Genomic DNA, 14,688 nt, shown 5'->3' with positions numbered 1-14,688 from the left:
TGTCTTTTCTAAAAATAGGAGGAAAAAAGCATGCTACGAAAAACAAAAATCGTTTGTACGATTGGACCTGCAAGTGAGTCCATTGAAAAATTAACACAATTAATTAATTCGGGTATGAATGTTGCCCGATTAAATTTTTCTCATGGTGATTTTGAAGAACATGGGGCTAGAATTAAAAATATCCGGGAAGCTTCTGAGCAAACTGGTAAGACTGTAGCCATCCTGCTTGATACGAAGGGTCCGGAGATTCGTACGAATAACATGCAAAATGGAGCAATTGAGCTTGAAGCGGGAAAAAACATTATTGTTTCCATGACAGAAGTAGAAGGAACCACAGAAAAATTTTCAGTTACATATCCTGGATTAATTGAAGATGTTCATGTAGGCTCTAGAATTCTTTTAGATGATGGATTAATCGGCCTCGAGGTTACAGACATCAATCAATCCGAAAAAGAAATTCATACTAAAATTTTAAACAGCGGTACTTTGAAAAATAAAAAAGGTGTAAACGTTCCTGGTGTATCAGTAAATTTACCGGGGATTACAGAAAAAGATACCCAAGATATTTTATTTGGGATTGAGCAAGGTGTTGACTTTATCGCAGCTTCGTTTGTCCGCCGTGCGAAAGATGTACTAGAAATTCGTCAGCTGCTGGAAGAAAATAATGGAACACACATTCAAATCATCCCTAAAATTGAAAATCAAGAAGGCGTAGATAACATCGATGAAATTCTTGAAATTTCCGACGGATTAATGGTTGCACGTGGAGACCTAGGTGTAGAAATTCCTGCAGAAGAAGTACCACTTGTGCAAAAAATGCTTATTAAAAAATGTAATGCTCTTGGAAAGCCAGTTATTACTGCTACACAAATGCTTGATTCAATGCAGCGTAACCCTAGACCAACTCGTGCGGAAGCGAGTGACGTTGCCAATGCCATTTTTGATGGTACCGATGCTATTATGCTTTCTGGTGAAACGGCTGCAGGCCAATACCCAGTAGAAGCCGTGCAAACCATGCATAATATTGCTTCAAGAGCTGAACAAGCTTTAGATCATAAAGAAATCTTATCAAGCCGCAGCAAGGACACAGAACACAATATTACAGATGCAATCGGCCAATCTGTAGCACATACCGCTTTAAATCTCGAGGTTAAGTCTATTATTACACCAACGGAGAGCGGCCACACTGCTAGAATGATTTCTAAATATCGTCCAAAAGCAGCCATTGTAGCCATTACAGCTAATGAACACATTGTTCGTCGTTTACAGCTAGTTTGGGGGGTTTATCCACAGCATGGCAGAACTTCAACAACCACAGACGATATGCTCGATACAGCAGTTGAAGAAAGCTTAAACAGCGGCATTGTTAAACATGGCGATTTGGTGGTAATCACTGCCGGCGTACCAGTTGGGGAAGCAGGTACAACGAACATCATGAAGATTCATTTGGTGGGCGATTTTATTACAAAAGCACAGGGGATTGGACGCCGTTCTGCATTCGGTAAAGTGGTTGTTGCCCATGATGCAAAGGAAGCATTGGAAAAAGTAAAGCCAGGTTCCATACTTGTAACACTTGGAACTGATCGTGATATGATGCCAGCCATTGAAAAGTGTGCGGCCATTATTACGCAAGAAGGCGGTTTAACCAGCCATGCAGCGGTTGTTGGTCTTAACTTAAGCATTCCGGTCATTGTTGGTGTTGACCGTGCCCTTGAGCTATTTAGTGATGGCCAAGAAATCACTGTTGATGCAACAAGAGGAATTGTCTATAACGGACATGCAAGTGTCCTATAATCATTAAGCTCTCTTAATGAATAGCATGAAATAGAAGACAAGAAAAAAACGTCAGCATCCATTTGGGGCTGACGTTTTTTCTATCCTTTACTTTGCTTATACTTCTCGGCCTTTGATAAATACCCAGACATCATGGAAGACATTTGCTCTTTTTAGAGTGGTGATAATCACTAGGGTGACTGGACCAACAATTAAGCCCAGAAATCCTATTAATTTAAAGCCTGCGAATAAGGCTATAAGGGTGGCTAACGGATCGAGACCGATACTAGATGAGAGAATCTTCGGCTCCATAATTTGACGCTGGACAAGGACAATGATATAGAGAACACCTAAACCAATCGCCAGCCCCATATCACCGCTGATAGAGGCATAAATAATCCATGGCACAAAGACAGCACCTGTACCCAAGTAAGGGATAATATCCACAATTCCTGTTGCTAATGCAATCGTTATGGCATAATCTACTCTAAGAATGAGCAACCCAATCAGAATAATGACCGTGGTAATTGAAATTAAGGTCAGCTGTGCTTTGATAAAACCAAATAATGCCTTCTTTAGGTCTGCAAAAACCGTTTTTCCACTTGTTTTCGCTTTTTGAGGCAGGATTTTACCGCCCATTGCTGACAAGTGATACCAATCCTTGCTGATAAAGAAGGTGGCTAATAAAGAGAAAATGAGAACAGTCGCAGCATTGGGAAACCACGATATGATATTTGGTATATTACCAAAAAGATTCTTAATAAACGTCCCCACTGTTGAGCCGACTTTTGCCCCTACATTTTGAATATTGCCAATGATCGTGTCCTGTTGACCCGCATCCAGCTTATTAAACACACTTGTTAATTGGTTGTATAAGGGAATAATTTGAGCTGTAAAATAATCCTCTAGGTAATTAATCAGTGTATCTAGATGTTCCGGAACTACTGTAGCCAAATAGGCTGCACCAGAGACAATCTCAGCAACTAACAGCGTAATTAAACCGGCACATAAGGCAAATATCACGATTAAGGCAATGAGAACGGCAAGTACGCGAGGCATTTTTGCCTTTTTCTGAAGGAAGTCGACAAAGGGATTGATCAGAAAGGCAATGATAAGACCAATTAAAAATGGATAGGTGACTTTTGACAAGAAATAAAATAAATACAACGCCAAAAACACACCACCTGCGACCAGTAAAAATCGTATGGTCCGGTATATATATTTAAGCTCCAAAAGCAGCCCTCCTTTAAAATAAATGAGTAATTTCAGTTTAACATTTAATGATAGAAACTGCATAATTTCCCAGAAAAATTTATTCTCTAAAAATAGTACGATTCATAACGGGAAAAGTTTCACGCAGGTAATAAAAAAAGAAACTAAAAATAATGAAATCGGGCTGTAACTAAATAGTATGGCACAATAATTTGGAAAGGATTGGTGATACCATGTTCAGCGAATCATTATTATTCCTCCTGCTATTACTCGTCATCGGGTTAATTGCGAAAAATAGTTCTTTAATGATCGCGATTGCTGTCCTGCTTTTATTAAAGGCGGGAGGTTTAGAGGCAAAATCTTTTTCTTTTATACAGTCAAAGGGGATTAACTGGGGGGTAACGCTGATTACCATTGCAGTGCTCGCCCCAATTGCCAGCGGCGATATCGGCTTTAAAGATTTAACAGCGTCATTTAAGTCACCATATGCTTGGGTGGCTCTAATATCGGGGGTGCTTGTGGCCTTACTTGCCAAGGGCGGGGTTAAACTGCTGGCAGATGATCCGCAGATTACAACCGCTTTAGTACTTGGTACCATTCTGTCTGTTTCAATTTTTAAAGGTGTAGCAGTAGGACCTCTGATTGGTGCTGGTATTGCCTATACGGCGATGAAAGTATTCGGATTTTTTAGCTAGATTTTTTGTGAAATAATAATTTTTTTGAGTTTTTCGGTGTCTTTTCATTCACAAAAATCTGATAATTGTTTATAATAAGCTTGTAAGCGTATCCTTATTTACATATTCCATATATAAATATTGAATTACTTGTAAATTATTTTTTAAAGATTGGTAAGAATACACTTTTCTTGGCTTGATTCCGAGCAATCGCTCAGTCAAAAGAATAAAAGAAAAAGCAGGGCGTCATTTTACGAAGGCAACCGCCATAAATAAGCTTTTAACTCAACTGAATCCTATTAATGGATTTCAGTTGTTATAAGATTTTTGCCAGATCAAAGATATAACGATCTTATCCGGCATAAGAGTAATGAAGAGCTGACAAAATCCTTTATTAGAGTAAATGTCAGCAGACAGTTTTTTAAAGAAAGATGGGGAAATTCAGAATGTGAGGAGAGATTTTCTATGACAGTAACACGCGGTCTTGAAGGGGTAGTGGCAACAACATCTTCCATAAGCTCTATTATTGATGACACACTGACATATGTTGGCTATGACATTGATGACTTAGCAGTAAATGCTAGTTTTGAAGAGGTTATTTATTTATTATGGCATCGAAGATTACCGAATGTAGAGGAGTTAGCAGAGCTAAAAGTACAGTTAGCTGAAAACTCAGCCCTGCCGCCGGAAGTCATCGAGCACTTTAAAATGTATCCAATTAAAAAAGTGCATCCAATGGCAGCCCTTCGTTCAGCAGTTTCCTTGTTAGGGTTATATGATGATGAAGCAGACATTATGGATGAAGATGCCAACTATCGAAAAGCAGTTCGTCTGCAAGCGAAAATGCCAGCCATCGTTACCACGTTCGCCCGGATTAGAAAAGGGCTTGAACCAGTGGCCCCACGAAAGGATTTAAGCTTTGCAGCTAATTTCTTATATATGTTAACTGGGAATGAACCTAAACCAATTGCGGTAGAAGCAATGAATAAGGCATTGGTGCTGCATGCAGATCATGAGTTGAATGCATCTACCTTTACTGCACGTGTGTGTGTCGCAACATTATCTGATGTATATTCAGGTGTTACATCAGCCATTGGTGCCTTAAAAGGACCACTTCATGGTGGTGCAAACGAAGCGGTAATGAAGATGTTAACCGAAATTGGCACTCTTGAAAATGTTGAACCATACGTTCGCGGTAAACTTGCAAACAAAGAAAAAATCATGGGATTTGGTCACAGGGTATACCGAAAAGGCGACCCTCGAGCAAAGCATTTAAAAGAAATGTCTAAGAAATTGACCGAGTTGACTGGGGAACCACACTGGTTTGATATGTCTGTTCAGATTGAAGCCATTGTGACAGGCGAAAAGAAATTACCGCCAAACGTGGATTTTTATTCAGCATCTGTGTACCATAGTTTAGGTATTGACCATGATTTAATGACACCAATCTTTGCGGTAAGCCGTGTATCAGGCTGGTTAGCTCATATTTTAGAACAATATGAAAATAATCGTTTGATCCGTCCTCGTGCCGATTATACAGGTCCTGGCATGCAAAAATATGTCCCAGTGGAGCAAAGAGGTTAATATTTTACTTTTATTCAAAAAATTGATTCAATAGAATTGGATTAATAAAGGTTAGAGGATTACCACTCTAACCTTTGATTCAGTCTTTTGATAGATCACGAACAAACTTCAAAGTCTTTATACATACCAGGAGGGAGAATAACACAATGCAAGGTGAAAAAATCACAGTAAACAACGGAGTTCTAAACGTACCAAACAACCCTATTATTCCATTTATTGAAGGGGACGGAATTGGACCAGATATCTGGGCAGCTTCCGAGAGAGTTTTAAATGCAGCTGTAGAAAAGGCCTATAAAGGCGATCGTAAAATAGTATGGAAGGAAGTTCTAGCTGGTGAAAAGGCATTTAACCAAACTGGCGAGTGGCTTCCTAAAGAAACACTTGATGTAATCAATGAATATCTGATTGCAATCAAAGGTCCATTAACGACTCCTGTTGGCGGAGGAATTCGTTCATTAAACGTTGCGCTGCGTCAAGAATTAGATTTGTTTGTATGCTTGCGTCCAGTGAGATGGTTTGAAGGTGTTCCTTCACCAGTTAAGCGTCCAGAAGATACTGATATGGTAATCTTCCGTGAAAATACTGAAGATATCTATGCTGGTATTGAATATGAAAAAGGAACTGATGCGGCAAAGAAGGTTATCGACTTCTTGCAAAATGAAATGGGCGTTAACAAGATTAGATTCCCTGAAACATCAGGTATTGGTATTAAGCCAGTTTCTGAAGAGGGAACAAATCGTCTAGTCCGTGCAGCAATCAATTATGCCATTAAAGAAGGCCGTAAGTCAGTTACTTTAGTGCACAAAGGGAATATCATGAAGTTCACTGAAGGCGCATTTAAAAACTGGGGCTATGCTCTTGCGGAAAAAGAATTCGGCGATAAAGTGTTCACTTGGGCACAATATGACCGCATTAAAGCAGAACAAGGCTCAGATGCTGCGAACAAAGCACAAGCAGATGCTGAAGCTGCTGGCAAAATCATCGTAAAAGATGCGATTGCTGATATTTTCTTACAACAAATCCTTACTCGTCCACGCGAGTTTGATGTCGTTGCAACATTAAACTTAAACGGTGACTATATCTCTGATGCACTTGCAGCTCAAGTTGGCGGTATCGGTATCGCACCAGGAGCTAACATCAACTATGAAACTGGTCATGCGATTTTTGAAGCAACTCACGGTACTGCACCAAAATATGCAGGTCTAGATAAAGTAAATCCATCATCTGTTATTTTATCCGGAGTGTTACTGCTTGAACATTTAGGTTGGAATGAAGCGGCAACTATGGTCATAAAATCAGTTGAAAAAACAATTGCTTCTAAAGTTGTAACTTACGACTTTGCTCGTTTAATGGATGGGGCAACTGAAGTAAAAACATCAGAGTTTGGTGACGAGCTTATCAAGAACATGGAATAATCATACGCTGGTAAAAGGCGGCATGAACTATTAAGGAACCTTGTTCTCTAAATGCTTTTATCAGGAACAGGGGCTGTTATTAACAGCCCCTTCCTATATGTAGGCCTTTAAAAACTAATACGTTCAAAGGGAGAGCTTAAAATGTCATTAAAACGTAAAAAGATTTCTGTAATTGGCGGCGGTTTTACTGGTGCAACAACAGCATTTTTACTAGCTCAAAAAGAACTTGGTGATGTCGTTTTAGTGGATATTGCTCCAATGGAAAATCCTACAAAAGGTAAAGCGTTAGATATGCTTGAAGCGAGTCCGGTTCAAGGTTTTGATGCCAACATTACTGGTACATCTAACTATGAGGATACACGTGATTCTGATATTGTTGTCATTACAGCTGGTATTGCACGTAAACCAGGGATGAGCCGTGACGATTTAGTGCAAACAAACCAAAAAGTTATGAAAAGCGTTACACAAGAAATCGTTAAATTTTCTCCAAACTGTACCATTATAGTCTTAACTAACCCAGTTGATGCCATGACCTACACGGTATTCAAGGAATCTGGTTTCCCTAAAAGTCGTGTGATTGGTCAATCTGGTGTTCTTGATACGGCGCGTTTCCGCACCTTTGTTGCTCAAGAATTAAACGTTTCTGTAAAAGATGTTACAGGTTTTGTTCTCGGCGGTCATGGTGACGATATGGTTCCGCTTGTACGTTACTCCTATGCTGGCGGTATTCCATTAGAAACGTTAATTCCTAAAGATCGTTTAGAGGCAATTGTTGAGCGTACGAGAAAGGGCGGGGGCGAAATCGTTAACCTTCTTGGAAATGGAAGTGCTTACTACGCGCCGGCTGCATCTTTAGTTGAAATGTGTGAAGCTATTCTTAAAGATCAACGCCGTGTATTACCATCCATTGCGTATCTAGAAGGCGAGTTTGGCTATGAAGGTATTTATCTTGGCGTACCAACGATTCTTGGAGCGAATGGGATTGAAAAAATCATTGAATTAGATTTAACTGCTGAAGAAAAGGCTGCATTAGATAAATCAGTCGAATCTGTTCGCAATGTAATGCGAGTATTAATCTAAATAAAATTGGGTTCGGGGATCAATGTCGGTCTCCGAATTTTCTCTATCATTAATGTAATCGCTTACAAGAGAGGCGTGATTTGATGCTGTTAGGAAAAAAAAGAAGGCTTGGCCGCCGAATTGATGAGATAAGTGTTGGTGAAAAGTTATCATTAACGGAAAAAATGGAAGACAAGGATCTGCTTTTATATCTAGGCCTGACGGATGATGCCAATCCTCTTTATATTCAACATGATTATGCTTCCCAAACTCCATTTGAAAAGCCGATTGTCCCTAGTATTATGCTGACAGGGATTATGACTTCAGCTGTATCTAAATATCTGCCGGGGCCTGGTAGTCATCTTTTAAAACAGGAGATTGAGTTTCTAAAGCCGGTTTATCATTATGAGACGGTCGAGTTTCTGTTCGAGGTAATTGAGGTGAATCAGACCGCCCATGTGGTGGTGATTCGTGTCGTTGGGATGAATGAAGCTAATGATAAGGTGATTGAAGGACAGTTAATGGTATGCCCGCCGCATCGGTTGGAAGATATTCATGGGAAGGTTTTGGATAATTTTTGAATTTATATATGGCTAATTTCTTCATGGACGATTCTAAAAGAAAAGAGACAGTTGCGGTCAATGAAGAATGGTTTCATTTTCCGTCGATGAGAAAAAGAAGTCTATAAGGGAAAAGAAAAAAGGTATCATTGCCCGCAGAAGAGAAAAAGAGGTCTATAAGGGAAAAGAAAGAGGGTTTCATTGCCCGTCGATGAGAAAAAGAGGTCTATAGGGATAAGAAAGAGGGTTTCACTGCCCTCCGAAGAGAAACAGTGGGTAATAGGGGAAAAGAAAAAGGGTTTCATTGCCCGCCAAGGAGCAAAAGTGGTCAAAAGGGGAAAAGAAAAAAATCTCATTGCCCGACAGTTAGATAAAGAGGATGAAAAGGTCAATGAAAAAAATATCATTGACCATCTTTTCAGAATATAAGCTTTACAGGTAAATGAATGTATCTAATTAACTCAACATGGAAGTTATGACCAACTCCATTCCTGCTGCTCATTGGTCTTTACTCAAAATAACGTAATTTTCTTTCTCCTATTGCTTTAAAGTTCTTTTTAAGTATCCGTCGAATGACCTTTTTTGAATCTATTATCCCACACCATTCAAAAACAACATTAGTAGTGATCCTCATATTCGGAAATAATATCCGAATCTCCTCTACACACCGTAAAACAGCGGATTCCACACTTTCTACATGCCCGCAATCAACACAAATAACATTTCCACTAGAAAATGAACAAGAAAAAGAATGACATACAGAACATGTTATATCTTTACGTAATTGATTGTATTCATATGTTGGAATATTTGCATTGGAATAAGGAGATTGAACCTGATGCAATGAAATGAGCTTATCCGCCATCTTCTTATGATGATACGTTAATTTAGATGGTGTATTATCTAGTTTTCTCATAAGCTGTTTTAACTGTGGGGGATAGATAATGGGCTTATCCATTGGAGCTTGATACAAAAAAAATTCAGGGTTTACAAATACAACGTAGGCCTCAATAGATAGAGAAAAACCTAGTTTTTAAAATAATTGGAGTAGTAAGGAGTTGCTTCTACTTATCTGGTCAAGAGGGTTTTTAATAATTTTTCCAAAAATGGTCTCAAAACGTTCCTCACGATAGCAATAATCTCCTTCCAAATTTTTAATCTCAAAGAAATAAAAAGTATGTTGAAAAATTATCGAGGCATCAAGCTGAAACGAGGTGTTATTAACTTCAAGATACAAATCATTTAAAATTAAGCAATCACTTTGCAGCTGCTCTGTTAAGAGATCAAACCGGACCTCCCCTTCAAAACCTTTCTCTTTATATAGATAGTACTTATGCTGTTCTGCAGTTAAAGCCATTCGATTGTTTAAAATCCGTAGAACCTTTAAATCTTCAGGTACCGTACGTGGTTTATAGGCCATATTACACATCCTTTCTTTTACCAATACTATTGTATAAAACGAAAATGGCGAAATCAGCGAGAATTGTGAATTCTATGTAAATTTCTTTACAAGAAAGCGTTCTTATATAACAAATATCTTTAGCAGCCCCTAAAACTAGATAATCCATATTCCTTATAGATATAATGAGAATATCTAGAAGGTGGGGGTTATTCCATGAAAAATAAAGTACTAGTTGTAGATGATGAACAATCAATTGTGACCTTACTTCAATATAATTTAGAACAGGCAGGCTTTGAGGTTGTTACGGCAATGGATGGGGCAGAGGGAAAACGATTAGCCGAAACCGAGTCCCCTGATATGATCGTTTTGGATTTAATGCTGCCCAAATTAGATGGAATGGATGTTTGCAAAAAGCTCAGGCAACAAAATATTATGACGCCAATCCTGATGTTAACGGCCAAAGATGATGAACTAGATAAAATTCTAGGACTCGAGCTGGGTGCTGATGATTATATGGTCAAGCCTTTTAGTCCACGAGAGGTCATCGCCCGGGTTAAAGCCATTTTAAGAAGAGCACAATTCCAAACCGAAGCAGCAAGTGACAGCGATCAAGCAGAGGAGCAGATCCAGATTGGGAAATTAACGATCTACCCAGGAAAATATGAAGCTTTTTTCCAAGAGAATCAACTCGAATTAACTCTAAAGGAATTTGAATTGCTCCTTTTTCTTGGACAAAATAAAGGTCGTGTATTGACTCGAGATCAATTACTGAGTGCTGTTTGGAATTATGACTTTGCAGGCGATACTAGAATTGTCGATGTTCATATTTCACATCTGCGCGAGAAGATCGAAAAAGATACGAAAAAGCCTGCCTATATCAAAACGATACGCGGCCTGGGCTATAAACTGGAGGAGCCTAAAGGAGAATGATTAAGTTTCGTTCGAGGGCTTTCGTTGTATTAATTAGTTTAATAATAATGGTCCTAATTGGCGTAGGAATATTGCTGGGGCAGTTTTTTAAATATAATTTTTTGGACACCCTGAATGACAAAATCAAAGTGGAAATTTGGCTGCTTTTAACCGCCGGTTTGGGAACAGCTGTCATCGTCACCGTCATTCTAGCCATCAGTATTACCACGAGATATACAAAGCCCATTAAAGCCGCCACCGAAGTGGCAATCGAACTTGCACATGGAAACTACCGTGCCCGTACAAAAGTAAACAGGTTAGACGATACAGGAATGTTAGGTTCCTCGATTAACATGCTGGCAGAGAATCTGCAAGAACTCACCAAAGTTCGAGAAATCCAGCAAGACCGCTTAAGTGCTTTGATTGAAAATATGGGTGCAGGTTTAATTCTATTTGACAGTAGAGGGTATATTAATTTAGTTAATAAAGGCTATGTTGATATTTTTCATATCAATCCAAGTGATTATATCAATAAACAATATTACGAGGTGATCGATTATGAAGAGATTCGTCAGCTCGTTGCCGAGGTATTTCGAACGGAACAAAAGGTTAGCAAACAATTACATTTACCTTTGCAGATTGAAAGAAAATATTTTATTGTGTATGGGGTACCCATTATTGGCGCTAACAATGTCTGGAAGGGAGTATTGCTTGTATTCCACGATATTTCAGAAATGAAGAAACTGGAACAAATGCGTAAGGATTTTGTCGCCAATGTTTCTCATGAATTAAAAACTCCAGTCACCTCTATTAAGGGTTTTACCGAAACCCTTTTGGATGGAGCGATGAATAACAAAGAAACGCTTCAATCGTTTCTCTCCATTATCTTAAAAGAAAGCGATCGGCTTCAGACTTTGATTCAAGACCTTTTGGAGCTTTCAAAAATTGAGCAGCATGGCTTTCAATTAAATATACAGTTGATCGATCTATACTCTGTGCTTCACGATGTCCTGAAACTTTTGGATGGGAAAGCTAAGACGAAAAACATTCAGCTTGAATTTCATAGTAAACAAAACAAAGTCCTACTATACGGGGACCTGGATCGCTTAAAGCAAGTGTTTATCAATCTAATCAATAATGCGATTACCTATACACCTGCGGATGGAGCGGTGAGAATTATCCTAATTGACGGGGAAGAAAAAGTGCGTATATCAATAAAAGACACTGGAGTTGGTCTTAGTAAAGAAGATATTCCTCGAATATTTGAACGGTTTTATCGGGTTGACCGCGCGAGAAGTCGAAACTCCGGCGGTACAGGCCTGGGTTTAGCGATTGTAAAACATTTAGTCGAAGCGCATCACGGCAGTATAAGTGTGAGGAGTAAACTCGGTGAGGGCAGTGAATTTATCATTGAACTGCCAAAAGAAATGATTTTGATGGATGGTGAAAGTTAATGGAAAAGAAAAAGCTTGTGCTGATTGATGGGAATAGTATTGCCTATCGCGCCTTTTTTGCGCTCCCTTTACTTAATAATGATAAAGGAATACATACTAATGCAGTTTACGGTTTTACCATGATGTTGATGAAAATATTGGAAGATGAAAAGCCAACCCATATGCTGGTTGCCTTTGACGCAGGTAAGACCACGTTTCGGCATAAGACCTTTGGCGAGTACAAAGGCGGCCGGCAAAAAACTCCTCCTGAACTGTCAGAGCAGTTCCCTTTCATTCGTGATCTGCTGGATGCGTACGGGATTTCGAGGTATGAACTTGAAAATTATGAAGCAGATGATATTATTGGCACACTATCATTAACCGCTGAAAAGGATGGCTTTGAAGTTAAGGTAATCTCTGGCGATAAAGACTTAACCCAACTATCTTCTCCGATTACCACGGTCGGAATTACCAGAAAAGGAATAACAGATATTGAGGTGTACACACCTGAGCATGTTGCAGAAAAATACGGTTTGACGCCAGAGCAAATCATTGATATGAAAGGCCTTATGGGAGATCCTTCCGATAATATCCCTGGAGTTCCGGGGGTAGGAGAAAAGACAGCCATTAAGCTGCTTAAAGAATTTTCCACCTTGGAAAATTTATTAGCTTCCATTGACCAAGTTAGCGGGAACAAGTTGAAGGAAAAATTAGCTGAGTTTAAGGAACAAGCATTAATGAGCAAAGAACTTGCGACAATTGAACGGCAAGCCCCGGTCGAGGTTGAGTTAGATACCATTGCGTATGAAGGCTTTACCAGAGAAAAACTAATCAGCTTATTTAAAGAATTAGGTTTCAACTCCTTATTAGAAAAGCTGGGCGATGAACGAATAGACACAGTGGAACATGTACTAGAGGAAATCGACTATAAAATTCCTGAGGAAATAACGGAAGATATCTTTGCGGATGACAATTATTTTTATGTTGAAATGCTTGACGATAATTATCACTATGCTGACATAATTGGGTTCTCAATCGTAAATGAAACGGGCCATTATTATTTGTCGACCGAGCAGGCATTAAAATCAACTGTTTTTAAAAAGTGGGCGGAGGATGAACGAAAAAGGAAAATTGTTTATGACGCGAAACGCTCAGAGGTTGCTTTACGAAGATATGATATCCATTTAAAAGGAACTGATTTTGATATTCTTATGGCAGCATATTTGGTTAACCCATCGGAAAATATTGAAGATCTTGCCGCGATTGCCAAGAGATATCAAAACCTTAATATTCAATCAGACGAATCTTTTTATGGAAAAGGGGCGAAACGGAAGGTTCCTGAAACCGCAAAACATGCTGAGCATCTGGTTCGAAAAAGCCTTGCCATGTCAGAGTTAAGAGAGAAGCTCGAAGATGAATTAAGGGAAAATGAACAATATGAACTTTTTAACGAGTTAGAAATGCCTTTATCTCTTATCTTAGCGGATATGGAATCCACCGGGATTAAGGTTGAACAAGACCGGCTTCAGCAGATGGGGAAGGAACTAACAGAAAGACTAGTAGAAATTGAAGGGAAAATATGTGAGTTAGCTGGTGAAAAGTTTAACATTAACTCGCCTAAACAATTGGGAGTCATTCTTTTTGAAAAATTAGGCTTGTACTCATACAAGAAGACAAAGACTGGTCATTCGACATCTGCTGATGTGTTAGAGAAATTAGCAGAGGATCATGAAATCATCCAGTATATCCTGCTGTATCGCCAGCTTGGAAAGCTGCAATCCACTTATATTGAGGGCCTTCTGAAAGTCATTAATTCAGAAACAGGAAAGGTCCATACACGTTATCAGCAAACGTTAACCGCAACGGGCAGATTAAGCTCGATTGATCCGAATCTGCAAAATATTCCTATTCGCCTTGAGGAAGGGCGGAAAATCCGTCAGGCGTTCGTACCATCCGAAGAGGGCTGGGTCATTTTTGCTGCTGATTATTCGCAAATTGAACTGCGGGTGCTTGCCGATATAGCGGGTGATGAAAAGCTGATTGATGCCTTTAAGCATGATATGGATATTCATACGAAAACAGCGATGGAGGTATTTCATGTTGACGCCGATGAAGTAACCTCTAATATGCGCCGCCAGGCAAAGGCTGTAAACTTTGGGATAGTCTATGGAATCAGTGATTATGGACTATCACAATCTTTGGGAATCACAAGAAAAGAAGCAGGACAGTTTATTGACCGTTATCTTCATACGTATCCTGGAGTCAAGGAATATATGGATGATATTATTCATTCGGCCCGACAAAAGGGGTATGTGACAACCTTAATGCAAAGAAGACGGTACCTCCCTGAAATTACAGCTCGAAATTTTAATTTACGAAGCTTTGCAGAAAGAACAGCCATGAACACGCCAATCCAGGGGACCGCTGCAGATATTATCAAAAAAGCGATGATTGATATGGATGAGGCTTTAAAGGATAAAGGGCTAAAAACAAGACTGTTACTCCAGGTCCATGATGAACTTATTTTTGAAGCTCCCGAGGAGGAGATTGAAATATTGAAGAAATTAGTTCCCGATGTCATGGAAAATGCCCTTGAATTAAAAGTGCCGTTGAAGGTGGACTATGCCTATGGACCAACTTGGTTTGATGCAAAATAAAAAGGAGGAC

Annotated in this window: 12 protein-coding genes; 10 read left to right on the top strand and 2 right to left on the bottom strand. The window is 39.3% G+C overall.

All coding sequences use genetic code 11. The annotated features are described in order from the left end of the window. Positions 1-30: 30 nt before the first annotated feature. Positions 31-1,794: a pyruvate kinase gene (gene pyk, locus J7E81_RS17000; protein WP_215044084.1), complete on the top strand. Its 1,764-nt coding sequence runs from the start codon at positions 31-33 to the stop codon at positions 1,792-1,794. A 96-nt stretch (positions 1,795-1,890) separates the two neighbouring features. Here pyk and ytvI read toward each other — a convergent pair whose 3' ends face one another. Further along, entirely contained in the window at positions 1,891-3,006 is a 1,116-nt protein-coding gene (gene ytvI / locus J7E81_RS16995; protein WP_215044082.1) for a sporulation integral membrane protein YtvI, read from the bottom strand. A 212-nt stretch (positions 3,007-3,218) separates the two neighbouring features. Here ytvI and J7E81_RS16990 point away from each other — a divergent pair, with 212 nt between their 5' ends. The 6 genes from J7E81_RS16990 (at position 3,219) to J7E81_RS16965 (ending at position 8,706) form a co-directional block, all read left to right on the top strand. Further along, complete coding sequence (locus J7E81_RS16990; protein WP_215044080.1) at positions 3,219-3,680, top strand: DUF441 domain-containing protein; 462 nt, start codon at positions 3,219-3,221, stop codon at positions 3,678-3,680. 444 nt (positions 3,681-4,124) lie between these two features. After that, positions 4,125-5,243: a citrate synthase gene (gene citZ, locus J7E81_RS16985; protein ID WP_215044079.1), complete on the top strand. Its 1,119-nt coding sequence runs from the start codon at positions 4,125-4,127 to the stop codon at positions 5,241-5,243. A gap of 146 nt (positions 5,244-5,389) precedes the next feature. Then, on the top strand, positions 5,390-6,658 hold the full coding sequence (icd, locus tag J7E81_RS16980) for an NADP-dependent isocitrate dehydrogenase (RefSeq protein WP_215044077.1): 1,269 nt from the start codon (positions 5,390-5,392) through the stop codon (positions 6,656-6,658). A gap of 141 nt (positions 6,659-6,799) precedes the next feature. Then, positions 6,800-7,738, top strand: coding sequence for a malate dehydrogenase (gene mdh / locus J7E81_RS16975; RefSeq protein ID WP_215044075.1), 939 nt, complete (start codon positions 6,800-6,802; stop codon positions 7,736-7,738). An 83-nt stretch (positions 7,739-7,821) separates the two neighbouring features. Next, complete coding sequence (locus J7E81_RS16970) at positions 7,822-8,298, top strand: MaoC/PaaZ C-terminal domain-containing protein (protein WP_215044073.1); 477 nt, start codon at positions 7,822-7,824, stop codon at positions 8,296-8,298. Between the two features lie 180 nt (positions 8,299-8,478). Continuing rightward, entirely contained in the window at positions 8,479-8,706 is a 228-nt protein-coding gene (locus tag J7E81_RS16965; RefSeq protein WP_215044071.1) for a hypothetical protein, read from the top strand. A 604-nt stretch (positions 8,707-9,310) separates the two neighbouring features. On the opposite strand, the gene J7E81_RS30600 is transcribed toward J7E81_RS16965, so the two are convergent. Continuing rightward, complete coding sequence (locus J7E81_RS30600; protein WP_251028672.1) at positions 9,311-9,697, bottom strand: nuclease-related domain-containing protein; 387 nt, start codon at positions 9,695-9,697, stop codon at positions 9,311-9,313. Positions 9,698-9,892: 195 nt separating this feature from the next. On the opposite strand from J7E81_RS30600, the gene J7E81_RS16955 reads away from it, so the two are divergent. The 3 genes from J7E81_RS16955 to polA are packed head-to-tail and all read left to right on the top strand — an operon-like array spanning position 9,893 to position 14,678. Then, the gene (locus tag J7E81_RS16955; protein ID WP_215044069.1) at positions 9,893-10,609 is read left to right on the top strand and encodes a response regulator transcription factor; all 717 of its coding nucleotides are present in this window, start codon (positions 9,893-9,895) and stop codon (positions 10,607-10,609) included. Next, a complete protein-coding gene (pnpS, locus tag J7E81_RS16950) occupies positions 10,606-12,042 on the top strand; it encodes a two-component system histidine kinase PnpS (protein ID WP_215044067.1) in 1,437 nt (478 codons plus the stop codon). Before J7E81_RS16955 ends, pnpS begins: the two co-directional genes overlap by 4 nt. Beyond that, a complete protein-coding gene (polA, locus tag J7E81_RS16945) occupies positions 12,042-14,678 on the top strand; it encodes a DNA polymerase I (RefSeq protein WP_215044065.1) in 2,637 nt (878 codons plus the stop codon). The genes pnpS and polA overlap by 1 nt, the downstream gene beginning before the upstream one ends. Positions 14,679-14,688 lie beyond the last annotated feature (10 nt).

Source organism: Bacillus sp. ISL-18 (assembly GCF_018613415.1).
Lineage (GTDB): Bacteria > Bacillota > Bacilli > Bacillales > Cytobacillaceae > Neobacillus.
Note: the sequence above shows the minus strand (reverse complement) of the source record. Positions and strands in the feature narration are given on the sequence as shown.

Coding starts and splice junctions, on each gene's coding strand:
- pyk (WP_215044084.1), top strand. CDS start 31: ATGCTACGAAAAACAAAAATCGTTTGTACGATTGGACCTGCAAGTGAG.
- J7E81_RS16990 (WP_215044080.1), top strand. CDS start 3,219: ATGTTCAGCGAATCATTATTATTCCTCCTGCTATTACTCGTCATCGGG.
- citZ (WP_215044079.1), top strand. CDS start 4,125: ATGACAGTAACACGCGGTCTTGAAGGGGTAGTGGCAACAACATCTTCC.
- icd (WP_215044077.1), top strand. CDS start 5,390: ATGCAAGGTGAAAAAATCACAGTAAACAACGGAGTTCTAAACGTACCA.
- mdh (WP_215044075.1), top strand. CDS start 6,800: ATGTCATTAAAACGTAAAAAGATTTCTGTAATTGGCGGCGGTTTTACT.
- J7E81_RS16970 (WP_215044073.1), top strand. CDS start 7,822: ATGCTGTTAGGAAAAAAAAGAAGGCTTGGCCGCCGAATTGATGAGATA.
- J7E81_RS30600 (WP_251028672.1), bottom strand. CDS start 9,697: ATGGCCTATAAACCACGTACGGTACCTGAAGATTTAAAGGTTCTACGG.
- J7E81_RS16955 (WP_215044069.1), top strand. CDS start 9,893: ATGAAAAATAAAGTACTAGTTGTAGATGATGAACAATCAATTGTGACC.
- pnpS (WP_215044067.1), top strand. CDS start 10,606: ATGATTAAGTTTCGTTCGAGGGCTTTCGTTGTATTAATTAGTTTAATA.
- polA (WP_215044065.1), top strand. CDS start 12,042: ATGGAAAAGAAAAAGCTTGTGCTGATTGATGGGAATAGTATTGCCTAT.